General features: G+C 50.9%; 18 protein-coding genes. 12 read left to right on the top strand and 6 right to left on the bottom strand.

Annotated features, from left to right (window positions below):
* Positions 1–254 precede the first annotated feature (254 nt).
* The 7 genes from VB712_RS14640 to VB712_RS14610 all read left to right on the top strand — a co-directional run bounded on the left by VB712_RS14640 (position 255) and on the right by VB712_RS14610 (position 8,692).
* Positions 255–878 (top strand): RNA polymerase sigma factor, encoded by a 624-nt coding sequence (locus VB712_RS14640; RefSeq protein ID WP_323255974.1) that lies wholly within the window; start codon positions 255–257, stop codon positions 876–878.
* A gap of 287 nt (positions 879–1,165) precedes the next feature.
* Complete coding sequence (locus tag VB712_RS14635; RefSeq protein ID WP_323255972.1) at positions 1,166–1,681, top strand: hypothetical protein; 516 nt, start codon at positions 1,166–1,168, stop codon at positions 1,679–1,681.
* 187 nt (positions 1,682–1,868) lie between these two features.
* Entirely contained in the window at positions 1,869–2,336 is a 468-nt protein-coding gene (locus VB712_RS14630; protein ID WP_323255970.1) for a hypothetical protein, read from the top strand.
* Positions 2,337–2,450: 114 nt separating this feature from the next.
* On the top strand, positions 2,451–3,269 hold the full coding sequence (locus VB712_RS14625; RefSeq protein ID WP_323255968.1) for a hypothetical protein: 819 nt from the start codon (positions 2,451–2,453) through the stop codon (positions 3,267–3,269).
* A gap of 8 nt (positions 3,270–3,277) precedes the next feature.
* Positions 3,278–5,929, top strand: coding sequence for a carboxypeptidase-like regulatory domain-containing protein (locus VB712_RS14620; RefSeq protein ID WP_323255966.1), 2,652 nt, complete (start codon positions 3,278–3,280; stop codon positions 5,927–5,929).
* Positions 5,930–6,243: 314 nt separating this feature from the next.
* The gene (locus VB712_RS14615) at positions 6,244–7,998 is read left to right on the top strand and encodes a DUF4157 domain-containing protein (RefSeq protein WP_323255964.1); all 1,755 of its coding nucleotides are present in this window, start codon (positions 6,244–6,246) and stop codon (positions 7,996–7,998) included.
* Between the two features lie 154 nt (positions 7,999–8,152).
* Positions 8,153–8,692 (top strand): hypothetical protein, encoded by a 540-nt coding sequence (locus tag VB712_RS14610; protein ID WP_323255962.1) that lies wholly within the window; start codon positions 8,153–8,155, stop codon positions 8,690–8,692.
* Between the two features lie 16 nt (positions 8,693–8,708).
* Here the strand turns inward: VB712_RS14610 and VB712_RS14605 are convergent, their stop codons facing one another.
* From VB712_RS14605 to VB712_RS14585, 5 genes are all read right to left on the bottom strand, one after another.
* Positions 8,709–10,610, bottom strand: a complete 1,902-nt coding sequence (locus tag VB712_RS14605; protein ID WP_323255960.1) for an ATP-binding protein — start codon at positions 10,608–10,610, stop codon at positions 8,709–8,711.
* Positions 10,611–10,785: 175 nt separating this feature from the next.
* Positions 10,786–11,811 (bottom strand): AAA family ATPase, encoded by a 1,026-nt coding sequence (locus VB712_RS14600; protein ID WP_323255958.1) that lies wholly within the window; start codon positions 11,809–11,811, stop codon positions 10,786–10,788.
* Positions 11,796–12,521: a nicotinamide riboside transporter PnuC gene (gene pnuC / locus VB712_RS14595; protein WP_323255956.1), complete on the bottom strand. Its 726-nt coding sequence runs from the start codon at positions 12,519–12,521 to the stop codon at positions 11,796–11,798. Before pnuC ends, VB712_RS14600 begins: the two co-directional genes overlap by 16 nt.
* A gap of 168 nt (positions 12,522–12,689) precedes the next feature.
* Positions 12,690–13,118, bottom strand: a complete 429-nt coding sequence (locus tag VB712_RS14590) for a type II toxin-antitoxin system VapC family toxin (RefSeq protein WP_323255954.1) — start codon at positions 13,116–13,118, stop codon at positions 12,690–12,692.
* 2 nt (positions 13,119–13,120) lie between these two features.
* On the bottom strand, positions 13,121–13,954 hold the full coding sequence (locus VB712_RS14585) for a hypothetical protein (RefSeq protein ID WP_323255952.1): 834 nt from the start codon (positions 13,952–13,954) through the stop codon (positions 13,121–13,123).
* Positions 13,955–14,159: 205 nt separating this feature from the next.
* Between VB712_RS14585 and VB712_RS14580 the strand changes: the two genes are divergently transcribed.
* Positions 14,160–16,826, top strand: a complete 2,667-nt coding sequence (locus VB712_RS14580) for a DEAD/DEAH box helicase (protein ID WP_323255950.1) — start codon at positions 14,160–14,162, stop codon at positions 16,824–16,826.
* A 68-nt stretch (positions 16,827–16,894) separates the two neighbouring features.
* Here the strand turns inward: VB712_RS14580 and VB712_RS14575 are convergent, their stop codons facing one another.
* Positions 16,895–20,986, bottom strand: coding sequence for a response regulator (locus VB712_RS14575; protein ID WP_323255948.1), 4,092 nt, complete (start codon positions 20,984–20,986; stop codon positions 16,895–16,897).
* Between the two features lie 182 nt (positions 20,987–21,168).
* Here VB712_RS14575 and VB712_RS14570 point away from each other — a divergent pair, with 182 nt between their 5' ends.
* From VB712_RS14570 to VB712_RS14555, 4 genes are all read left to right on the top strand, one after another.
* The gene (locus VB712_RS14570) at positions 21,169–22,722 is read left to right on the top strand and encodes an NAD(P)H-hydrate dehydratase (RefSeq protein WP_323255946.1); all 1,554 of its coding nucleotides are present in this window, start codon (positions 21,169–21,171) and stop codon (positions 22,720–22,722) included.
* A 159-nt stretch (positions 22,723–22,881) separates the two neighbouring features.
* Entirely contained in the window at positions 22,882–23,142 is a 261-nt protein-coding gene (psaK, locus tag VB712_RS14565; protein ID WP_323255944.1) for a photosystem I reaction center subunit PsaK, read from the top strand.
* Between the two features lie 219 nt (positions 23,143–23,361).
* Entirely contained in the window at positions 23,362–24,342 is a 981-nt protein-coding gene (locus VB712_RS14560) for an SDR family oxidoreductase (RefSeq protein WP_323255942.1), read from the top strand.
* A gap of 160 nt (positions 24,343–24,502) precedes the next feature.
* Positions 24,503–25,420, top strand: a complete 918-nt coding sequence (locus VB712_RS14555) for an NAD(+) kinase (RefSeq protein ID WP_323255940.1) — start codon at positions 24,503–24,505, stop codon at positions 25,418–25,420.
* The last annotated feature ends 33 nt before the right edge of the window (positions 25,421–25,453 follow it).

Raw genomic sequence — 25,453 nt, 5'->3', positions numbered from 1 at the left:
GAGGGTGAACAATATAATCAGAGGGTCAGCTTAATGTCATGTTGATAAACCCAGTTATGATCGAAATTCAGTTGCGGGCCTGCGTTCGGAAGCAGTGGTTATACAGGGGCAAGGTTGGTTTGTCGCTCTATGACGACTCAGGATTAATACTCAGGAGATCGAAATTGTTAAGGCTTGTGGCAGAGTCTTTACAATTCTAAATATTCTTGACAGCAAGGTAATTCCATTAATTACCTTTACATTCCTTCAAAAAAATGACTGTATTCACTTTTGAGGTTGGTTTTATTATGGCTACGCCGTTGGATGATGGCGATGGTGGCGATCGCGCTTCTGGTTCAGGGGATGATCCTGATGATGCCGGTTTTTGGTCACTGTGGTTGCGCTATGAGGATGAGCTTTACCGTTGTTGTTTGCGGTGGATGGAGGATGTGATGGATGCGGAGGATGCGCTATCAGCGGCGATGCTGAAGGCGAAGGTGAAGCTGAGGGAGCAGGGGGCTGTCCGCAATGAGCGGGCTTGGTTGCGGCAGTTGGCGAAGAATTTATGTATGGATCTCCACCGGCAGCGGGGGCGGCGGGCAGTGGGTTGTGAGAATTTGGAGGAGGTTGCACCGGATTGGAGACAGGAGGGGCTGGTGGATTGGCTCTTACAGGAGGAGTTTTTGGCGTTTTGTGGGGAGGCGATCGCCTCCTTACCGCCGAAGTTGCGGGAGGTGATGGTGTTATGGGTGGAGGAGGATTGTTCCTATGGGGAGATTGGGGAGCGCTTGGGTTTGTCGGGGGCAAATGTGCGTAAGCGGGTTTCCCAAGCGCGGGTGATTTTGCGTCGTCGGTTGGCGGAGTATGAGCGGGGGGTGGAGCGTCGAGATATGGGTTAGTTTTTGGGTGTTTTATAGTACAAGCTAGCAACTTTTTTGTTGTTTAAATGGTTTAACCCTTTGCTGTTAGTGGAGGGTGTTTTCTATGGGTTTTTGTTGATGACAAAAATCTAAAATAAAGCTTAAAGTTTAATTTTTATCTTGACAAAAGTAAATTCTGTGATATCGAATGCAAGCCATTAGGAATGTTGCTGGGTTGTGGTTGACTCATCGCCAGATTTTTTTTCACAAATGGCTGCCTTAAAACGTCTCCTAAGCAGAAAAGAAAAACCCCTGGAGGTTTTATCATGGTTCCTAAAGTTCTGAATCGTCGTTTTGCGATCGTTACTGGTCTTGCTATTTTGGGTGCAGTTGCCTTTATGCCGAAAGCTTCCGCCCAAACTACAAATCAAAATGTTCTGTTTGATATTACAACTTATGCAGCCTGTACGTTTGCTAGCCCGTTGCCCGGTACGTTGGTTTGGAATAGTGGCACTCCTGCTGTTGTAACTTCAACTGGGGGAACACCCGCCACGGTTAACCTAACTTGTACTGATCCTAATGCTGTTTTGTCAGTTGGCTTACCATCTAATACTGTGGGTACACTTACTCCGGCTGTCACAGGTCTTTTAAGTTCGGTTGCATGGACTGCCGGTACTCCTGGCACCGCAACTAATACAGATGGTGTTGTAACTGGCGCTAACACGATTGGCGTTGCTGTTACTAATGCGCCTTTAACAGTTAATATGAACTATACTGCTAACGGTTCAATTCCTTCTGGTACTTACGAATTTACAGTTACGGTAACTGCCACTGCAAACTAATCGCTGTATTAAGAAGCTGGATTATATTGATCTAGCTTCTCTTACCATTACTTGCTCACTACTGGGCAACTTCATGATGACTACTCATGTCTCCAATCATCGCCTTACAGTCATCAGTAGTCGGCTCTATCTCCATCAACAACATAACTGTCGAAATATGTAATAGATGAAGCTTTGCAACTATGCTATGAACATACCATTCCAACAGATCTTCATCACCCCCCTGAGTAGCATTGTCCTCGCCGGTTTATGCCTCAGTGGGGGCAATGCCTTGGCCAGTTGCACCTTTGCAAACCCCAGTCCTGGTCAATTAGTTTGGGATAGTGGCACACCTGCTGTTGTAACTTCAACTGGGGGAACGGCTGCTACAGTTGATCTGACTTGTACTGATTCTAATGCTGTTTTGTCAGTTGGCTTACCATCTAATACTTTGGGTGGACTTACCCCAGCAGGTACAGGTCTTTTTAGTTCAGTTGCATGGGCTGCTAATGGTGGTGGCACTGCAACTAATACGGATGGTACTACAGTTAATGACTCAATTGGTATTGCTGTTACTAATGAGGAATTAACAATTAACATGACATACACGGCTAATGGTGCAATTGCTCCTGGTACTTACCAATTTAAAGTTATCGTAACCGCTACATATAACTAAGTTGCTGTATTGAGAGGCTGGATTATATTCTCCCTCATTATTCGGCTTCGCTGATAACCGCGTCCTCCCCGTCGGTAACTACAGCTATACTGTCACTCTCATCGCCACATCACCATGATCAACCCCTTGCGCCCCCTCACCACCGGCCTCATCCTGGCCAGCCTCCTCCTGTTCGGCAACACCGCTAAAGCCAATGTGGGCATTTCCCCGATGGTGATCGAAACCGAACTGAATCGCGGCCAGGCCCAAGGCACGATCACGATTAGAAACACAGGTGAAAACGACTTTCGCGCCCGCGTCTATACCAGCCCCTTCACCTACGACCCCGAAACCGGGATTCAATTCCTCGAATCCAGCGCCAACGACCTCACCCCCTACCTGCAATTTTCCCCCCGTGAACTCCAAGTTCCCGGCTCTAATGAACGACGCATCCGCTTCATTGCCCGCATTCCCCCCAGCGCCCCCGATGGCGAATACCGCGCCATGATCTTCACCGAAAATCTTGAGGCTACATTCCAAGAAACAGAACAAAGCCAGGGCGACGTGACGATTGGCACAACGATCATCCCCCGCATCGGCGTAGCCGTTTACGTCCGCAAAGGCAACATCTCCCACCAACTCAGCACCCCCGAAGCCCGTTTTAACCCCGAAACCCAAACCTTGCAGCTATTGGTGGAAAATACCGGCCTGGCCAGCGTCATCGCCCAAGGCAATTGGACGTTACGCAAAGACGGCCAAACCCTCTATACCGGCCTTGGTATTCCCACAACCATCATTGCCAACGGGTCACGGTATCTCACCGTCAACTACAACACCCCAGAAAACCCCCTCACCCTCACCCCCGGCAACTACGAATTATCAGGGCATCTCGGTTCCGGCGTGAACTACAACAGCAGCCGCACCCCCTTCCGCGTCACCTTCACCATCCCCTGATCCCAATCGTGAAACCCCATCACCATCCCAAACCCTGGTTCAGCATCAGCATCCTCACCCTGTTCTTGCTGAACCCCTTTGGCATGGCGATCGCCCAAACCCCCCCAACCTCCCCAACCCCCGACGAACTCCCCATCATTGGCTTAAACCTGGGGAATCGCAACGTCAACCCCGGCGTATTTGTGCGCGGCCAAATCGATGAACTCACCGCCATCGACTTCGACAACTGGCTGATCCCCTACGAAGCCGCCCTCCAAGCCCTCCGCTTCACCACCACCGTCATTGATGAAAATACGATCGAACTGCGATCGCCCTACAAAATCCTGCGCCTCAACCCCAACGAATTACGCCAAGATCCGGAATTGGGCTTAGTTCTTTCCGTGCAGGAGATTCGCACCCTTTTTGAGATCGGCGTAGAATTTGACCCCCTCGAATATGCGATCGTCTTTGATGTCCCCGATATTGGCCGCATCCAGCCCGGCCGCCGCCAAAACCTCCCCATCATCCTCGACGGCCTCCCCCGGATCAACGCCCCCGCCTTCACCTTCAGCGTCGCTGAACAACAAATCACCCTCAATAAAACCAAAAACACCGATTGGCAAAATCGCGGCCAACTCTCCGCCGTCGGAACCATCTTTGGGAGTAGTTGGTTTGCCCGGATTACCCAAGGGGATATCTTGGAGAGCGATCGCTGGCAACTCTCCGAATTCCAAATCCTCAAACAAACCGACCAAGCCGATTACTTTATCGGCTCCCAACCCACCTTTTGGCGCGATCAAACCCCCGGCGATTTTTGGGGCTTCACCACGATCCAACGCCAAGGTTACGCCCCCTTTCCACAACGCAGCTTTACCGGCGGCGCAAACCCCGATCTCCGTCGCCAACCGGAACAAGTCACCGCCACCATCACCGGCCGCGCCCAACCCGGAACCCTCGTACAACTCGTCACCGACCTCAGAGGCCGCGAAGTTTTAGGGGAAGAACTCGTCGATGGCTCCGGCATCTATCGCTTCAACAGCGTCCCCATCGGCCGCGGCCTCCAACGGGACTACTACCTCCTCCTCTTCCCCAACGGCTCCCTCGCCGCCGAACCCACCATCGAAGCCGCCCGCTTCACCCTCCTCCCCGAACAACTCCCCAGCGGCACATCGGCACTCATCGCCTCCGGCGGCTGGCGACGGCAAACCAAACCCTATAAATTCTTTGGCGAACTTCAAGACTTTGGCGGCGGCATTTCCTACCGCTATGGCATCAGTAACGACCTCACCCTGGGCGTAGGCGGCATCTATGACGGCGGCCTCCAGGGCCTCGTTGAAGCCTTCTATCAACCCAAACGCACCCCCCTGCGTTTAGCTGTCTCCGGTTTGATTAGTAACGACGTAGACGTAGAAGCCGAAATGGTTTGGGATCAACGGGATTTGTATATCACTGTCAATACCGATCTAGACCGCACCCGCTACAGCCTCAATTGGCGCATCTTCCCCAGCTTGAGCTTCTCCAGCCGAGGCACTTTCGATGATTTCGCCCGCTTTGGCCTGCAATATTCCCAATCCCAACGGCAATCTTCAACGATTATCGGTGTCAATTGGCAAACCAATGAGCAATGGGATTGGCGGATTTATCAACGGTGGTTAGATTTCACCCTCACCCATCAAGGGGACGATCGCCCCGACCTGTTTAGCACCACCACCGAACTCAGCTACCGCCTCAACGCCGCTGAATACTTACTGCTCCAACTCGATACGGAAACCGCCCGTACTAAAAACCATCTCGTTACCGCTGGCTGGCAATACCGCTCCGATGCCCGGAACAGTATCGGCCAATCCCTCTGGCAGGCGGAATTGGGCTATGGTGTGGGTTCCCAAGGCCATGGCCCCTATGTTTTGCTGGGAACCACCGCTATCCCCGGCACACTCCTGGAAGCCCGCTATGATACCGTGGCGCTCCGGGCCAATCAAGACCGCTTTAGCCTGCAACTGCGCTCTAGTTTGGGGCTACAGGGGGGAATTGGGGGGGGCGATCGCCGCCCCGAACGCCTCCGCACCCAAGGGGGCCTCTGGCTCCAACCCTTTTATGATTTCAATGGCGATGGGCAACGCGATCCTGATGAACGCATTTATCGCGAAAGTAACGACTTCTTGATCGTCAATAACGAAGTGGTGCGGGGCAGTCAAATTGAACAGGAGGGCGATCGCCTCCTCCTTCCCCTTGCCCCCGGTCGTCATCGCATCGATCTCGAAGAAGCGGGATTCCCCCCCGACTTTCAACCCTTGTTTAACAGCTTTGCCGTCGAAGTCGTCGAAGGCAGTTATACCCCCGTCTTGATTCCGCTCCAAGCCGCCTATACCCTCATGGGCGTTGTCACCAATGCCGCTGGCGAACCCGTGGCCGGTGCAAGGGTGGAAGCGGTGGATGAGAATGGGAGCGTGATCAGCTTTTCCATTACCAACAGCGCCGGAGTTTATTACCTCGAACAGTTACGCCTTGGCCGCTACCAAATCAAAATCAACGGCCAAACCGCCAGCGGCCCCAATGAAGTGATCTTTGACCCCGATTCTGAAACCCTCGAAGAACTCGATCTGCAATCGCGCAACCGTCAGAGCGAAACCTATACCGGCATTCTGAAGCGCCAAAAAATCCCCTGGATCGCCAGGGATTAGGGCGATCTAGGATCAGCAGCAGCAGATTAGATCCTGCGATATTGCTCCGGGGCGATCTTCGACCTTTAGCTAATCGCCAAGTCCGTCACTTTATGCCATGCTAAAATCAGAAAAACCTCATTTTAAGGGCTAAGATTATGGGCCGCCAAAATACAGCAGTTGCCAAAAGTTCCAGCCCACCGGCTCAAACTCGCACGGAAATTGCGCCCCATGCGCGGCCCTTCCCCAAAGCCCAAACCCTATCTATCTCGGATGTTCCCCAGTCCACCGCCCTGAGCCAAAATCCTGAGCTATCCCCAACCGCTACGCCGATCATGCCCAAGCTCACCATCGGGGCAGCAGGCGATCAATATGAAAAAGAAGCCGATGCCGTCGCCTCCCAAGTCGTGCAGCAATTGAACTCATCCGCCTCAGTGCAGCGGGTTTTTGGGGATGGTAGTGAGGAGGAAGCCGAAACTGTGCAGATGAAGCCCATCGTGCAACGCCAAGGAGCCAGCGCCGGGGGGGCAGCATCACCGGAGTTAGAGCGATCAATTCAACGGGAACGGGGGAAGGGGCAAACCCTCAGCGAAAGTCTACGGAATCCCTTAGAAAATGCCTTTGGTGCGGATTTTAGCGGGGTGCGCATCCATACAGACAACACTGCCGATCAACTGAATCAATCCATCCAAGCCAAAGCCTTCACCACCGGCCAGGATGTATTTTTTCGCCAGGGAGCCTATGCGCCGGAAAGCAAGAGCGGCCAAGCACTCCTCGCCCATGAACTCACCCACACGATCCAACAGGGGAGTAGCCCCACGGTGCAGCGAACGATAGACGCGCTGACGCAAATCAATATCATTCAGAGAAACGGAGACGACTTTAATTCGGGAATGGAACGTCGCAGCGTTGCAGATGCATCGTTACCGCATATGAGTCCTGTGCTTAAAGAATCAATTTCTCCAAAAGTTTTTACCGATATTATTAATTGGTTGAAGGGTAAAGCTAATCGCCAAAACAAAGCAGCACTTTTCCAAGAATATTTTTTGAAGCAGCCCTTAGATGTTCAAGAAAAAACAATTCTCAAAATCATTCAACCGGCTCTCCCTGATTTAACCGTCAAACAAAAAAAACTTGCTCGATCACCTCAGGAACCCTATTATTACGTCTGTCAATTTACAAGTGATGTCAAAAAATCGTTCAGGGAGTTTTCTATAAAAGGAAATGCAATTGATTGGGATAAATTTGCAGGGGTAGTTCGTGCCTCCGGAGGTCAATCACCATTGTTACAAAGTGACAAAGGGGATAGTTCTAGCCTTGAGACCTTCAAGAATATTGCTTTAGAAGTGAGTGGAACTTCTGCACTAGATTCTGATTTGCAAACGGGCGATCGCGCCGCAGGTGGGGCAACCTTAGCCAGTAATGTCGCCCTGGCAACATCCCAAATTACCACACTCATTAGCAAAGAAGCGGGTAAAGCCGTGATGGCTCCGTTAGGGATTGTCTCTGGCATTGGAGATGCGGCAACTGGTGCAGTCAATGCCTACGAAGCTCACCAGCGGGCGCAACAATCGCGAGACCTGCAAAATAGTCAAGATCAAAACATTGCCTTGGGCGCACAGGTCAATAAACGGAATCAACAGGCACTCCGCACGGATAACATCGGATTAGCAGTCCAAGGGGTAGCAGCAGTGGCACTCACCGCTGTTGGTTTAGCAACGATGACCTTCCCTATTGTTACAGTGGTTGGTTTGGGGATATTAGCAGGACGGAAAATCTACCAATACTTTAAAACAAAATTGAACAAAAAGAAATTTGTGGATCAATTACTGGGTTTAGAAGAAATGAAAGACGGCAAACCGAAGGATCAGAAACGGGAAGAAATGATGCAAAAGAACGGTTACACCAATATAGATTCTATGTACAGTGATTTTGTGAAGATGTTGTCATCTGACTTGTATTTACGCGGGGTGCTAGGTGGAGATCCCGAGGCAGTACAGTTAATTAATGCCTTAGGTTTGAAGATTGATCGAACAAAACAACCACCCACACCGATGGAAAAAGTGATCGCGAGTAAATATGGGGTTTAATCCAGATCTAGCGTTTTCAGTATATTGTTGAGATTCCATCCTTTAACAAAGTATCGCGTAGGGTGGGCAATGCCCACCAGAAGCGGGTTTCGGATTTGTAGAACATCCTAACTGTACTGACTGCTGCTATAAATTTCATTGATTAACCAAAGTTATGAACAAAATGCAAGCTGATCAAAAGCGTTTTCTCGAAAATGTTCAATCGGTGTTTGAAGAGTTAGACCATCAAACGCTATTATCTCATCCCAGTGATAATCCAGAATTGGATTTACTGGCGATTCGGTTTGAGAATATTGGTGAGGAAAAATTGTTTTTGGATTTGAATTTGAATTTCATCCCTTTAGATGAAATGTCTATTTTTGAGCTATTGCAGTTTTTCATGATTGTTAGTGAGGATATTCCCCCAGAAGCGGCAACGGAATTATCACTCTTGATCGATATGTTGAATGAAAAAATTCCCATCGGGGCATTTATTTATCAACGCGATCGCGCTCTCTGTTATTTCAAATACAATTACATTATCCCAGCTAATTTTGATGAAATGCCCGGTTTATATCTCCGGATGGTGAATCAATGTTGCAATTTATTGGTGGGGATTCTCAACAATTTTGTGGATGGCTTGATTGCTGTTTCACGACAGGAAAAAACGGCGATCGCAGCGGCGCGATCGGGCGCAATGGCGCAATTTTTCTAACGGGTAGAGTTATGGTTCACCAGTCTTCAAGGTCAACTCCGGTTAAGACTGTGCCATTTTTCAAGTATTCCCCTTGGGCGGCAATGGAGAGGTGTGTCATTTGGATCGGTTCCCCGGCTTCGGCGGCGATGAAGGCGGCATTCATGGCGATGCTTTTGATATTGCCGCCCGGAATTTCGAGTTTGGCGAGTTGGTCATAGTTGAGGTTGTGGGTGGGGGTTTGGGGGGGAAAGGCCCGTCGCCAAATTTCGGCCCGTTGGGGGGCTTTGGGAAAGGGGAAGTTGATCAAAAAGCGGATGCGACGGAGGAAGGCTTGATCAAGGGAGTCTTTGAGGTTGGTGGTGAGGATGGCGAGGCCTTGGAAGGATTCGATGCGTTGGAGGAGATAGGCGACTTCAACGTTGGCATGGCGATCATGACTGTCTTTGACTTCGCTGCGTTTGCCAAAGAGGGCATCGGCTTCATCAAAGAGCAATATAACCCCGCCGCCTTCCGCTGCATCGAAGAGTTTCCGTAAATTCTTTTCGGTTTCGCCGATGTATTTGCTGACGATCGCACTCAGATCAATGCGATAGAGGTCAAGGTTGAGGGTGGCAGCGATCGCCTCTGCGGCCATGGTTTTTCCCGTACCACTCGCCCCGGCAAACAGGGCAGTGATCCCTAAGCCCCGCTGTTGAGAGCCACCAAATCCCCATTTTTGATAAACCTGCATCCGTTGCCGAACTTGGGCGGTAATCATCTGAAGGATCTGGCGCTCCCGCTCAGGGAGAACCAAGTCATCCCAGCCGGCCCGCGCTTTGATCCGTTGGGCGAGTTCATCTAAACGGGGGCGGCTTTGACGGCGACAAACTTCCCAAAGCTGCTCAAAGTTGGCGGGTTCTTTCGTTGCCCAGGCGATCGCCGCCGTGCGGATTTGGCCGGAGGTGAGGTTAAAATTTGACACCAATTGATCCAGTTGATGGGGGGCGATTGGCGATCGCTCCTCCCTTGCTTCCGCCATTAACGTATTGAGCCACAGGTTTTCCTGTTCTGAGTGGGTGGGGGCATTCACCTCGAAGGTGATGAGGGTGCGATGGCGTTGGGGATGACGGCTGATTGTGCTGAACAGGACAGGAACTTGGAGGCTATCCATGAGCCTGAGGATTCCCGGCGCGGGACGCTCCTCTTCGTCTAATTCCACCATAATCATGGCGCGATTTAACTGCCATTCTCGTTCTAGGAGACATTGCAGCAGGGTTAAATCTTCCCCCTGTTTGGGAAGGAGTTCAGCACCAACAATTAATAGGGTGGATTGAAAGTGGTGGGCAATCTGTTGGGCGATCGCCCGTTTGGTTTCGTCATTCGTGCCGCAAAGTTGAATAATCGGCAGTTGACCCTGAGCCTGTTCCCAAAGTTGGATGATTTGATGGGCGATCGCTTCATGGGATGGCACAAGCTCACCCTGTAGGACGAAAACAGACTCCACCACCGCAGCCAGCCGCCGGTCTAAATACTGCGCCCCCATTAAATAGTGCAAAATCCGCTCATCTAACCGCAATGGGGCATGAACCAAGGAATGACTTTCCCCCATTTCGATCAATCGCCAGCGTCGCAGTGGGGATTCCGGCGTGAAGGCCTGCCAATCCGCTGTGGGAAAAATCGCCAAGGCCAAACTAAATGTTGGATAATTGCGCTGCAAATTCCCCTGGGCCTGACCACACAAGCCATCCCAATCCTGGATCAACTCCAACCCCGCACAAAGCAAAATAATATCCCGTTCAAATGCCGAAAGATCAAAAATGTGACACAATCGGTTGAGGAATGGATGGGATTGATCAGGGGGAAATTCCAGATCAGGGGCGATCGCTGCTTGTGAAGATTCCCCACGAATGGCGCAATTTAAGTACCGAAAAACTCGTTCGATCTCTTGGTCAAGCACTGGTTAATTGAATTGAAGTGTTTAGTCTAGTCAGATCATAGCATTGATGGGTCTTGAAAATTCAAGGTGATCAGCTAAATTTATGATTTATTCAACATTGAAACCCTTGATCTAGGGGCGAAAAATTTTTCGCCCCTACGCCAATTCGGTATCCAATTAAGCCATTGAGTGAGGATCAGTGATGAATTTTAAAGGTAGACGGTTGGACATCCAGCACATTGCCAAACTTGCGGTACTGTCGGAGAACTTCGTTCACTTGCAAAACTCGCTCCTCCAGCGTTCCCCTCACGCTAAAAAATGGCAATCGTCTTTCAGCGAGATCACCTCGGATCTGATCCTGAAACCATTGCCGTTTCTGATCACCACTGCGATCCCAAGTATCCGCGTAGGGGATATCTGGATCACAGAGGAAAAACAAGTCGTATCGTTTTTCCGCTTTCAGCGCCAATGCCGTTAAAACCGGGCCAGCCTTGCCGTGATAATCCTTTGCAAAGATATAGGTTGTGATCGCATTTGTATCACAAAAGAGGTACTGACGGGCCTGCTGGGTGAGCGTATCTTCCCTGCGGTTATGCTCTGGGGCGATCGCCTCAAACTGATCCAACGTAATCCGCCGATTAACCTGGTGCTTCAGCCAATATTCTGCACCGTATTCCGGCATCCACAGCGTATTGTGCCGTTGGGCCAGAGTGCGAGCGAGGGTTGTTTTGCCCGTTGAAGGTGCGCCGAGGAAGCAAACTTTAGTGATCAGATCAGCATAGACCAGAGGATCGAGGTATTGCCGCCCGGCAAAGTAATCCTTGCGGAGAGCCGTGCCGCTAATGGGGACAGCGGTACGGGCTTCATCAACCCTGCGATCTATAGCCCCTAGCGCCTTGCTCACATGATCGCCATAAAATTCGCTGGAATAAAAATGGGTAATCTCTAAACCGTTCAGCTTTTTAAGAATGTAGTTTTCCTGCTCACGACAGATCTCCGGCGTATCACCATAGCCTGTTGGGCCGTCCCATGCCTCGATGATCTGGATCATTGGGTAGAGTTTCTGTATCCAGCCAGCGCGAACCTGAATCGGTACATCAATCACATCCGTGGCATAAACCATCACCACCAATTCATCCACCTCAGCCAAGGCAGTTTCCACCACCATTTGATGCCCCCGATGGAACGGCGCAAATTTACCCAATGTTAAACCCCGTCGCATTTTTTTGCCTCAATATTTACAGAAGGATTTGCTCCCTTAGATCGCTGTACGCCGAGATGCCAACGCCAATAGCCAAACAAAGCATTAAGCAAAAACAACAACCACATTAAAACCATTAAATCCCCCGCCGCGCCCCCAGCTTGGAAGCGCAGCAACCACATCACAATTGTCACGATGTTAAGGAGAATGTAGAAGAGCCACTGCTCCTTGTACCGCCCCATCATCAAGAATGTGGCGACGATGGACAATACATTGGTAGTGGCATCGATGAAAGGCGTATTCTGGTGAGGATTGAGGGCGAGGAGAAACCCCAGTCCCACGGTGCAAAGGATGCAAAGGGAGGCGATCGCCCCCCGCTGCCGCCCATTCAGTTGCCGCATCGCCACGGTCTGATCCTGCTGAGTGTGGCGAGACCACAGGACATAACCGATCAGGCTGGTGGGAATGAAAAAAAGCAGGTTGAGATAGACCTCTCCAAAGAGTCCGTTATTGTAGGCAAGAACTGAGTAGGCAAGGCTGTTATAGAGGCCGATCAGGTATCCGGCGCGGCGACCAATGGCAATCAGGCCAACGCAGAGAACGCCAGACAGGAGGACTGTGGCATCGAAAATACTCGTTGCCAGATAGGCGCTGATGACTCCCCCAGCCATCAACAATAAAACCAGCCAGAGGCGATCAATTTTACCAATTTTGCATGTTTGGGTGTTCATGGATCAGCTTGATGGCGAAAAGGGCGATCGCACTTCTCAGCGGGGTGGTCTACCTTCGATAGTATCCCAAGGGGGGCGATCGCGCTTCTGCGTTGATGATGATCTGATTGGGGACAGAGAAAAAAAGATAGCTTGTGAGGGATCGGCTCCAACATTAGACTATCTACTCTACACTGTCCAATCTTCAATGATTAAGTTCGGAACTTTGCTAAAGTCTCCACTGTTGCGAGTTAATAAAACCAAGTTATTTGCAATAGCGATCGCCGCAATCCTTAAATCCATTGTAGCCACACGAACTTTTTGGCTTCGCACCTCATCAAATATGGTGATCGCTTTAGCATCGAATGGTAAAATAGGAGCTTGTGAAAAACTCTTTTGAATTTCTAGTAACAACATATATCCACGCGCCAACTCAGTATTGTTTTTGGCGCGATTAATGAAATCGTGAGCACCTCTGACTTGCTCATGAAAACTAATAATGGATAAAGCAAAATCAGAAATTGGATGTTTAGACATCCTGGACTTTAATTGACTAAACTCCGAACCAGCACCACGCTGTAAAAAACTGATGTGGTCTGTATCTAACAAATATTTCACAATTACTCAATATCAGCATCAATAAGTTGATCAGACTGCCGGAAACTGCGTCCATATTCCAAAGCTTTAACAAACGCAGACTCATCGGAAATTGACCCAATCAGATTTGTCAGCCAGTTATCAGAATATAGCCATTCAGAATCATTCTTTAGATTGGAAGCTTGCCCATCTTTAAAAGATTCAGAAACTACATTGACGCTAGATTCAATCACGTTGAGTTTCTGTGTTAATTTATCACAAAGATAATCAAAACTATCAGCAATAATGTAGCTATTTTCATGGCCAACTATACAACTTGTAGCTTCTTGCATGGCTCTGATAAATTTTACTGTTGTATCTATCGAAATATTCAGGACTGTATATATTTCTGTGACCCCGTCGAGCACTGGATCATCTAGAAGGGAAATGTCATCAGCTAGGATGGCATAGTTCAAATATTGCAGGAAAAAACTCAAGTCACGCATACAAGCAGCGTATTGACGAGTTGTATGATTTTTACTAAAACAATTGGCAAGAGAAGATTGCTTTGCCATTGTCTCTTTAATTATTGCTGTCACATTAGAACTGATGGCTACTACGACAGTTATTCTTTGTGCTTTAGCTTGAAAATATTCTTTTAATTTTTCTAGATCCGCATTGTCAACATAAACTCCTTTAGCATCAGAAGAATTGATGATTTCTAAAATATTGTTCCGATTTGAGTTTTTAATCATGGCCGTATTAATATTGCTCCGTAACCCATGAATTGCCCTAAAAGGCACGTTATTGATAAAGCATAACACAGCCAACAAGATCGCTAATCGCTGATCAACGCCCCCGTCTTTGGGCCAAATCACCGAGGTTCTGGCTCTGGAACCATTGCTGCTGCTGATCTCCGACTCACCCTTTGATCCTTGATGGGGTTTAGCATCTGTTGGGGAGTGAAGGGGGAGCGATCGCCCCCCGTTCGTCGATTATGATAGCATTGGCGTTAAACTGTAGGCTCACGGCAATCCGCCCTAGGGCAGGCTTGTATCCCATTACTTTGATAATCATCTTTTAGTGAATAGCTCGAAACCCCATCGCCTTGACCCCAGCCACCTCTTTCCCTTTGACCTCGATGCCTTCCAAATCGCTGCCATTGAGGCCCTCGATACCGGGGAATCTGTCGTGGTTTGTGTGCCGACGGGATCAGGGAAAACTCTGGTGGGGGAATATGCGATCCATCGGGCCATGGCCCAGCAAAAACGGGTTTTCTATACCACACCCCTCAAAGCCCTCTCCAACCAGAAGTATCGGGATTTTTGTGAACAGTTCGGCCCCGATCAGGTGGGGATTTTAACGGGGGATATCTCGATTAATCGGGATGCTAGCGTTTTGGTGATGACGACGGAAATTTTCCGCAATATGCTCTACGGCACGCCCATTGGTCAGGTGGGAACATCCCTTGCGGATGTGGAAACGGTGGTGCTGGATGAATGCCACTATATGAACGATAGCCAGCGGGGGACGGTGTGGGAAGAATCGATTATCTATTGTCCCCATGCGGTGCAGATTGTGGCGCTCTCTGCGACGGTGGCTAATGCTGCGGAGTTGACGGATTGGATTAGTCAAGTCCATGGCCCCACTCGTTTGATCCATTCTGAATTTCGCCCCGTTCCCCTTGAGTTCCATTTCAGTACCGTGAAAGGTCTGTTTCCCCTGCTCAATCCGGAAAAAACCGGCTTGAACCCCCGCCTGAAACCCAAGGGGAAGGCGCAACGGTTGCGGCGGGAGGATTGCCCGACGATTCGTCAAACCGTGGCCCAGATGCGCGATCGCGAGATGCTCCCGGCGATTTTCTTCATCTTCAGCCGTCGGGGGTGCGATCGCGCCATTGAGCAAATCCTCGACTATACGTTGCTCACACCGGAGGAATCGGCAACTCTCCGGGCGAAAGTGGGGGCCTTTGTGGCGGAAAACCCCAGTGCTGCCCGGAGCAACCAAGTTGCGCCCCTGATGCGGGGGATTGCTTCCCACCATGCGGGGGTGTTACCGGCTTGGAAGTCCCTCGTTGAGGAGTTATTCCAAGAGGGGTTAGTGAAGGTGGTGTTTGCGACGGAAACCCTTGCTGCTGGGATTAATATGCCCGCCCGGACGACGGTAATTTCTGCCATTTCTAAGCGCACCGATGACGGTCATCGGATGTTGCGGGCTTCGGAATTTTTGCAGATGGCGGGGCGGGCCGGTCGGCGGGGGATGGATGAGCAGGGTTATGTGGTGACGGTACAATCGCGGTTTGAGGGGCCGCAGGATGCGGCGGCCCTGGCAATTAAACCCGCTGATCCGTTAATTAGCCGCTTCACCCCTACCTATGGCATGGTGTTGAACCTGTTGCAAACCCATCGGGTGGATGAGGTGAAAAGCTTGTTAGAACGGAGCTTTGCTCAGTATGCTTCGGGGTTGAAATTGGCTCCGGAAAAGCAGGCGATCGCCGAACTCACCACCGATCTCGCTAAACTGGATGTGGAACTGGCCCCCATTGCCGTTGAATGCCTAGAAGATTACGAAAAACTCAACCAACGGGCTAAGGCAGAACGCCATCTGCTCAAAATCCTGAAAGACCAGGCCCAAGAAGTTCACCATGGGGCGATCGCCCAACAACTCCCCCAATGCCCCCCCGGCACAGTCCTTTACCTCAAGGGCAAACATATCAACGTCCGCATTCCCCTGATCGCCTTCCTCGTTGCCCAACTCCCCCGCCGCAGCAAAATCCCCTATTACCTCTGTTTAACGGAGGATAACCGCTGGACAGTGGTAGCTCATCAGGATGTGGTGGAGATTGCCACGGTCAACATCGATCGCGATCAGTTAGCCGCCCTCGAAGCCCTCGAACCCCCCGATCTGCCCCACAAACTGGGGCAATATTACCCCGGCAACGACAGCACCGCCGCCGTCGTGGAAGCAATGCCGCTACTGCCCTATGAGGAGGTAACAGCCCCAGAGGTGACGGCCCAAACCGAACGCCTCCATCAGGTGTTACAAACCCTAGAGACACATCCCCTCAATCAATGGGGCCAGCCGGGGCAATTGGTGAAACGTCACAACCACCGCAGCCAATTGCGTCGCCGGTTGCGCGATCGCCAAGCCAGCTACAAAGAACACCAAACCCACCACTGGCGGGAATTTTCCAATTTGGTGAAAGTGCTGCGGGAATTTGATGCCCTCGATGAATATAATCCCCTGCCCATTGGCCAAGCCGCCGCTGCGATCCGGGGGGATAACGAACTGTGGCTAGGGTTGGTGTTGATGTCGGGCCATTTAGATCCCCTCGATCCCCAAGACCTGGCCGCCGCCGCCTATGTATTGATCAGCGAGCCGCCCCGTCCCGACAGTTGGAGCCACTATGCCCCGCCGGAATCAGTATTGATTGCCCTTGCCCAGTTAATCCCCCTGCGTAAGGAATTAATCAAAGTCCAACACCGCCATAAAGTGATGCTGCCGGTATGGTTGGAGGATGAAACCTTAGAAGTGATTGGCCTGATTGAGCAGTGGGTTTTAGGGGTGTCCTGGGAAGCTTTGTGTGAAAATACCAGTTTTGATGAGGGGGACTTAGTGCGGATGTTGCGCCGCACCGCCGATTTATTATCGCAAATCCCCCATGTACCAGGGCTATCGGTGAGTTTGTGCCAAAATGCCCGCCGTGCTTTGGATTTGATGCGTCGCTTTCCCATTGATAGCGATCTTTAGGTTAGGAAAGAGGATAGAGAAGAGAGCAGTGGGGGCGAAAAAATTTTGCGCCCCCACGTCTTCCTATTTCAACCAACGTATTTTTGCCGCTCCTGAACCATGGCCAATAAAACCCGCTCGTATTCGGCACGGGTGCGCGTCCAGAGGTCGGGAATGCTGTTGAGGTTTTGGGAGCGCCCGCCATGCTCTAGCCCCTGGCATAGTTCTGCTAAATAGTTCGCCCCGAGGGAGGCACTGCTAGATTTTAAGGAATGGGCCGCTCGCGCAAATAACTCATAATTTTCTTGCTCAATGCCGATCTGAATGTCCGTCAGTAATTGCGGTGCTAATTCCACATAGGAATCAATTAAGTCCACCATTAATTCAGCGGCACTGTCGCCTCCCATGGCAACCAAATCATCTAAAACCGTCGGATCGAGGGGATCAACCTGTGCAGTGTTGGGAATTTCGAGGGCATGGTGGCGATAGGCGATGGTGTTTTCGAGGGCTTGAATCAAAGCTGGTAAACGAATGGGCTTGCTTACATAGTCATTCATGCCAGCGGCAAGACAATCAGCGCGATCGCCCTCCATGGCATTGGCGGTCATGGCAATGATATAGGGACGATGGCGATCGCTCCATTCGGCGCAAATATGCCGGGTCGCTTCCAAGCCATCCATCTGGGGCATTTGCACATCCATCAGCACCACATCATAGGATTGCCGCGCTAAAGATTCCAACACTTCTAAACCATTGGCTGCCACATCGGCCCGATAGCCCAATTTTTGGAGAATATTTAACGCCACCTTTTGATTGACAACATTATCCTCTGCCAACAAAATGCGGAGGGGCAGCGATTCGGCGAGAGGGCGATTCGGCGTGGAACTCATGGGCGCAGGAACGGTGGGAACGTGTTGATCATGGAGAACTTGTACAAAGGCATTATACAGTTGGGATTGTTTAATGGGCTTCGAGAGATAGCCAGCCACCCCTACCTTGCCTTTGAACGTTAAGTCTAGAATGGGATGACCCAAACTCATTAAAATAATTAAGGGCAGATCATGATGGATCTGGTGAAATTTTGTCAATTGCCTTGGTTCAGTCTCGATCAGCAGATCGCCATTAATCATCACGACATCGGGAGCAATGGCCTGTTGACAAATGTGAATGGCTGCCTCAAGAGAATTGACGGTTTGGGGGTACATCCCAAAGGCTTTGATTTGGAGACGGAGGGCTTCGCAGTTGGTGGGGTGGTCATCGACAATCAGCACCTGTTTATGGTGGAGGCAGTCGAAGAATAGTGTGTTTGAGGGTAGGGGTACGGTACTGAAGGTTTCCACCTCGATTGTGAAATGAAAGATGGAGCCTTGATTAATCTCACTTTCCACCCACATTTCCCCCCCCATCATCCGGGCGAGCCGCTCACTGATCACCAAGCCGAGGCCCGTGCCGCCATAGTTGCGGGTGGTGGAGGCATCCACTTGGCTAAAGGCTTGGAAAAGGCGGTGGTGGCGATCGCCCGGAATGCCAATGCCCGTATCCCGGACTTGAAAATGTAACTTCACTTTCATCATTGTTTCCGGTTCCGGAATGCTCTTAGGCCAGGTCACATCGGCCTCCACCACCACCTCACCGGACTCGGTAAACTTCACGCCATTACTGAGCAAATTCACTAAGATTTGCCGTAACCTTGTCACATCCCCTTGAATCACTGGGGGCATATCGGGGGCAATTAAATAGGCTAGCTCAATATTTTTTTGGGCTGCCCTTGCTGCCAATAAATCTAAGGATTCTTCAATACAGGTGCGTAATTGAAAGGGTTGCGCCTCTAAATCCAACTTCCCAGATTCAATCTTAGAAAAATCCAAAATATCATTAATCAATGTTAATAAAGCCTCACCACTGGAGCGAATGACCTCGACAAAATCCTGCTGTTTAGCATCGAGATGCGTATCTAACAATAGCCCGGTCATGCCAATGACCGCATTCATCGGCGTGCGGATTTCATGGCTCATCGTTGCCAAAAACTCACTTTTCGCTTGGTTCGCTAATTCTGCTTCATGCTTGGCTAAATATAATGCTTCTTCCGCTTCCTTTTTTGCAGTAATATCGGTAATAGTACCCACTAAACGACAGGGCTTCCCCTCGCTATCTCGCAAACATTTGCCCTTGGCTTCAATCCAACGATAATCACCGCTACTATGGCGCATCCGGAAGGTGGCCGCATAAACCGGACTTTCCTGGTTGAGATGGGCTTGAATGCGGGCCATGACCCTAGGCAAATCCTCAGGATGGACATTATCAGACCAAGCGTCGATGTTGGGGGGCAGGGGTTCACGGCCATAACCTAAAATACGCATCCAAGCGGGGGAATAATAAACGGCATCGGTTTCTAAATTCCAGTCCCAAATGCCATCATTTGTGCCAGAAATTGCTAAAGCATAGCGTTCTTCTTGTTCCCTTAAACGGGTTTCAATTTTTTGCCGCTCAATAATTTGCGCCTTCAGGTCTTGATTGAGTTGGAGGAGTTCACTGGTGCGCTCTTGAACGCGGAGTTCAAGGTTCTTTTTGGTGTGTTGTAATTCGGTGAATTTTTGTTGAAGGGCGCTGGCCATGGCGTTAAAGTTGGCCTTGAGGGTGTTGATTTCTAAAATACCTGTGGTTTCAAGCACCGGCAGATTGTCCTGGGCCTCTAGCCTGAAAATTTTATGGGGTAAATTGGTGGTGAGGGTGGTTAGGGTGAGGAGGGGTTGACTAAGGCGACGGCTGAGAAGATGGGCAACGGCAAGGGCCAAGAGGGCGATCGCCAACACCGTTGCCAACGCACGAATATACATCTGCTCTAGGGTATTAATATAGGCTCGGGTGGAAATTTGCACCCGCAACGTCCAAGGGATCGGTTCCTTAAGGGATAAATCGAGGCTGTAAAAGGATTGCCGCCACCGGCTCATAATCGGGGTATTGGGGGGAACCTTGGGCAACCAATGGAAAATTCGCTCATTGACAATCCGTACCTCGCCATTTTGCTCGCTCATCGCGGCGGCGGCATCGGAGTTTTGGCTGGTGGCGATCACCTTCCCTTCGGGGGATAACAGGGTGGCTTGAAGATCATCGATATCGGTATTATCTTGAAGGAGCCGAATCACCGAGTTCAGATTGAGGCTGGCATGGAGGATCGTGAGGCGATTCTCCCGCACTAAGGGCCAATAAAAATGCAATTCTGGTGTGGGGGAATCCTGGGGAAATTCCAGCAGCATTTCAGTCTTTTTGTGATCCGAATGGAGCCAAGGTTGCACTTCAGTGATTAACTGAGCAATCTCGATATTTCCGGTTTTTGCAATGACTGCTTTATCTTCATTAATGATCACTAAATGGGTTAAGGCCGGTAAACTTTCGGTAATCAGATCTAGGGCATTTTGTAAATTTTCTGGGGGGGCATTTTCGGCAAATTCTGCCAAGGTTGCCATCGCACGCTTATGCTGGTCATACCAAAAGTTTAAGCTGGTCACTAAGGGGCGTGAAGCGATGAGAATTTCCATTTCAATATCCGCTTCTAGGTTCGTCAGCATTTGCTGTGAATTTAAAACAGTCACCAATAAAGTTGGAAAAAAGACGAAGGAAATAAATAGGCTAAACAGGATATGTTGAAGGGGGACATTGGGTTGATGATTGCTTGTGGCTTTCCCATAGCCAAAAACATATTGGATGAGGAGAATGGCAATCAGGGCATTGGCGATCGCATTCACCGCCTGTTTGAGGGCGATCAAAATTGTGCCACCCACCGGCACGGATAAAACCCCCCCATAAAATACACCCACCAAGGGCATCCCTAGGGTGAGCCAATAGATCAGGACGAGTGAGGGTAAATTTAAGCGGGTGCGTTGCAGTCCGAGGCCGACGAAAATTGCTTCTACGGTAAAGATAATAATCGCGTAGGGATGATTCCATAAAAAATAGGTGCAACTTCCGGCAACTAAACCCGCCACCGTTCCCCAAAATAAGCCATAACGGGAAATCACAATAAATACTGCGATTTCTCCAAAGATAAAATCAACCCCAAAAAACAAAGGAAATTTAAAATAGTTCCCTAAAAATCCCAAAATGACCAACCCAATTAGTAACACTAATTTGATGAAACGATTTGCCCAACTGGGAACTTTCAAATTAGAAGGTACAATCATGGTCACCTAAGCATTTAAGGTTAGCAATTGACAAATCATCTCATGCATTAACGGGTTGTTTGAGATCCAGGGGTTGACGGTTACACATGAATGCTGACAAGCCTGAAGGGAAAAAATTCAAAAAAGAACTACTGTATGCTCATGATACAACTAATTGAGAACTCGCTTTGGGATGGAAGAGGATGGATTCACAGAACTTTATTATTACCACTGCCCAAATGATGGCGCTTGAGGCGCAGGTCTTTGCGGCCGGAATGCCCGTGGCGGCGTTGATGGAAAAAGCGGCGATGACCCTCACTAATGCTATTTTAGCGCTAGAGATTACGCCTGCTGTGAAAACGGTGGGGGTTTTGGTGGGGCCGGGTCATAATGGCGGCGATGCGCTGGTGGTGGCGCGGGAATTTGCCCTGCGGGGGCGGGAGGTTTGGCTCTATGTGCCGGTGGAGCCTTCTAAGCCCTTGACGCAAAACCACCTAGACTATGCGGATTATTTGGGGTTGCCGAGGGTGGAGTCGGTGGCGGGGTTGGCGGATTGTGATTTGATCGTTGATGGTTTGTTTGGCTTTGGGCTAACCCGGCCGATTACGGGGGCCTTGGCGGAGGCGATCGCCACCCTCAACCGCATGACCCAAACGGTGATCAGCATTGATATTCCCTCCGGGATTGATACGGATACGGGGGCAGTGTTGGGGGCGGCAATTCGGGCGGACTATACCTTTTGTTTGGGGCTGTGGAAACGGGCCTTTTTTCAGGAGCAGGCGTTGCCCTTTCTCGGCCAGGTGGCTTGCTTGGATCTCGGCTTCCCCGAAGGAGCGATCGCCACGGTTCTCAATAATCCCCCCGTCCATCAACGCTTTACAGCGGCGGAGTTTCGGGCGGTGTTGCCTTTACCCCGTGCCGTTGTCACCCATAAATATCAACAGGGCCATGCTTTATTGATTTGTGGTTCTCAGCAGTATGCCGGTAGTGCGATCCTCACGGGGTTGGGGGCGCGGGCTTCAGGGGTGGGGATGTTGACGATCGCCGTCCCCGCTTCCCTAAAACCCTTGGTGGTGGCGCAGTTGCCGGAGGCCCTGGTGGTGGGTTGTCCGGAAACACCGGAGGGGGCGATCGCCGCCTTACCCCTAGATTTGAGTCGCTATGATGTGATTGCCTGCGGCCCAGGATTAACCTTGGGGGTGGGGGATATTTTAGCCTCGGTGTTGGCGGCCCCTGTGCCGTTGGTTTTGGATGCCGATGGTTTGAATCTGTTGGGAACGGGGGGGCAGGGTTTGCAAGACCGGCCCGCGCCGACGATCCTCACGCCCCATGTGGGGGAATTGCGGCGGTTGTTTCCGGAGTTGGATCCGAGCGATCGCTTTGTGGCCACCTTAACGGCGGCGGTTGCAACGGGGGCGATTGTTTTATTAAAAGGGGCGAGGACGGCGATCGCTGCCCCTGATGGCAATTTTTGGGTGATTCCAGAGAGTACGCCAGGTTTAGCGCGGGGGGGCAGTGGAGATGTACTAACGGGGTTATTGGCGGGGCTATGGGCGGGGTCAACTGCGCCAGGGGTGGATGTGGCGGCGGCGGCGGCCTTTTGGCACGCGGCGGCGGGGCAACGGGCGGCGGCGAGTCACACGGAGTTAGGGGTGGATCCGCTGCGGTTGGTGGCGACGTTAGGGGCTTGTTTGGGTGAATGGATGGCCGTGGGGGCGAAAAATTTTTCGCCCCCACATTACGGGAGAATGGACTGAAGTTCGCAATAAGAACGGAGCCTCTGGTGCTAACTCTACATTTCTTTACAAAACTTGAGGGATTTGATGAACAATTGCAACGTTATGCAACGGAGTTCGCGGTTTCGGGCTAAAACTTGGAGATTAACAAAGCCCATTTAGCGTTTTTAAAATTCCACCATGACCTTAACCCTTTTGGCTGCTGCTGCCCCTGCGACGATCTCCTGGAGTCCGACGGTGGCGATTATTATGATTGTTTGCAATGTGGTGGCGATCGCCATTGGCAAGTTCAAGATTGATCAGCCCAGTGCTGGCCCTGGCTTGCCAATGCCACAAATGTTCGGCGGCATGGGTTTACCCGCTGTGTTGGCAACCACCGCCTTCGGCCATATTTTGGGCGCTGGCGTGATTTTGGGGTTTGCCAACATGGGTGTAATCTAGCCCTTTGCCCTCCTAAGCTTTTCAGAGATCTTCAAGAGATGGTTGCCGATGCAATCATCTTTTTTTTGGGGTTTTGCGGATTGATGGTCATGGCGTAATCGAGGGCGCAAGCATTGCGCCCCTACAGACGAACAGGGGATGGGATCATTTGGTGGAATTGTCCCTTTCTGATAGAATCGTGTAGAAATATTACAAACTCTTTAAGAATCTTAAAATCCTATGGAGCTACTGGTTGTTGGGGGAACGGGAACCTTGGGGCGGCAGATTGTGCGGCGGGCCATTGATAGCGGCCACTCCGTCCGCTGCTTGGTGCGCAATCCCCGCAAGGCTTCCTTTTTACAGGAATGGGGGGCGAAATTAATCGAGGGGGATCTCTGTGATCCCGAAACCCTAGCGCCCGCCCTAGAGGGCGTGGAAGGGGTGATCGATGCGGCCACGACCCGCGCCACCGACTCCCTGCGGATTCGTGAGGTGGATTGGGAGGGCAAAGTCGCCCTGATCCAAGGGGCGAAGGCGGCGAATGTGCAACGCTACCTGTTTTTTTCGATCCTCGATGCGGAAAAATTCCCCAATGTGCCTCTGATGGACATTAAGCATTGTACGGAATTGTTTTTAGCAGAAGCGGGGATCCCCTACACGATTTTACGGCCCTGTGGGTTTATGCAGGGGTTGATCGGTCAGTATGCTGTGCCAATTTTAGATAATCAATTGGTGTGGATTACCGGCGCGGGGGCGGCGATCGCCTACATGGACACCATTGATATTGCCAAAATTGCCGTCCGCGCCCTCGAAACCCCAGAGGCGGCAAACCAAACCTATCCCGTCGTTGGCCCCAGAGCTTGGGGAGCCTATGAAATCATCCGCCTCTGTGAACGGCTAGCGGGGCAGACCGCCAAAACCGCCCGGTTAGAACTCCCGATCCTGCGGCTGATCCGACGCATCACCCGCTTTTTCCAATGGGGGCAAAACGTCGCCGATCGCCTCAGTTTTGCGGAAGTGTTAGCGAGCGATCGCCCCCTCAATGCCCCCATGGAGCCGGTCTATCAAGCCCTCGATCTTGATCCCAGCGAAACCACGACCCTTGAAGACTATTTGCAAGAATACTTCACCCGGATCATGGCCAAGCTCAAGGAAATCGGCTACGAAAAAGAAAAGGAGAAAAAGCGCCGCAAACAAAAGGTCAAGGGCGGGAAAAAGTGATCACCCCACGCGACTGGGGGGCGATCGCCTTAGTTGTCATTGGCCCCCCAAGCCTGCCCTGCGCAGGTTGAGGATTCCCTAGATCCTGAGATGATCTTGAGAACGCCCAAAACCCGATACATTGATTAAATTGCAACACCCCTATTTTCCGAAGACCACCGTGCCTAAAATTGGCGTTTTATTTAACGATATCAAGCCCGTTGCCTGCCGCATGGCCCAAGAGTTAGAGGAAACCCTCTCTCAGGAAGGCTACGAAGTCTGTGTCCGTTCGAGCCAGAGCGGGTTATTGGGTTATTCACAAAGTGACCAATTGCCCAACCCCACCCCCATGGATGCCCTCATTCCTGAAGGCTTTGATCAATCCATGGCCTTTTGTATTGTTTTAGGCGGCGATGGCACGGTGTTGGCGGCCTGCCGACAGATTGCGGCATTAGAAATGCCGATTTTGACCGTTAATACTGGCCACATGGGTTTTTTAACCGAAACCTATGTGAATCAGTTGCCCCATGCCATTGCTGAAGTTCAGGCCGGCAACTGCATGATTGAGGAGCGATCAATGCTGTCGGTGCAGGTGTACCGTCAGGAAACGCTACTGTGGCAAGCCCTCTGTTTAAACGAGATGGTGTTGCACCGGGAACCGCTGACGAGTATGTGCCATTTTGAAATTAAAATTGGCCACCATGCCCCCGTTGACATTGCCGCCGATGGTGTGATTTTGTCCACGCCAACGGGATCAACGGCCTATTCCCTCAGTGCAGGGGGGCCGGTGCTGACCCCCGATGTGCCGGTGTTACAACTGATGCCCATTTGCCCCCATTCCCTCGCCTCCCGCGCTTTGGTTTTCTCCGAAACTGACCCGGTGCAAATTTTCCCCGCTACCCCGAACCCGATGGTGATGGTGGTGGATGGCAATGGCGGTTGCCCGGTGTTGCCCCAGGATCGGGTTTGGGTGGAGCGATCGCCCTATTCCGCCCGCTTTATCCGCCTCCAATCCCCGGAATTTTTCCGCATCCTCCGGGAAAAACTGGGCTGGGGTCTGCCCCACATCGCCAAGCCCACCTCGGTAGAATTGCCCTAGGGTATTTGGCAATGGCGGCTCATTTTAGCTACT

Source organism: Spirulina sp. CCNP1310, from assembly GCF_034932185.1.
GTDB lineage: Bacteria > Cyanobacteriota > Cyanobacteriia > Cyanobacteriales > Spirulinaceae > Spirulina.
The sequence above is the reverse complement of the archived record's forward strand: the minus strand, read 5'-3'. Positions and strand labels throughout refer to the sequence as shown.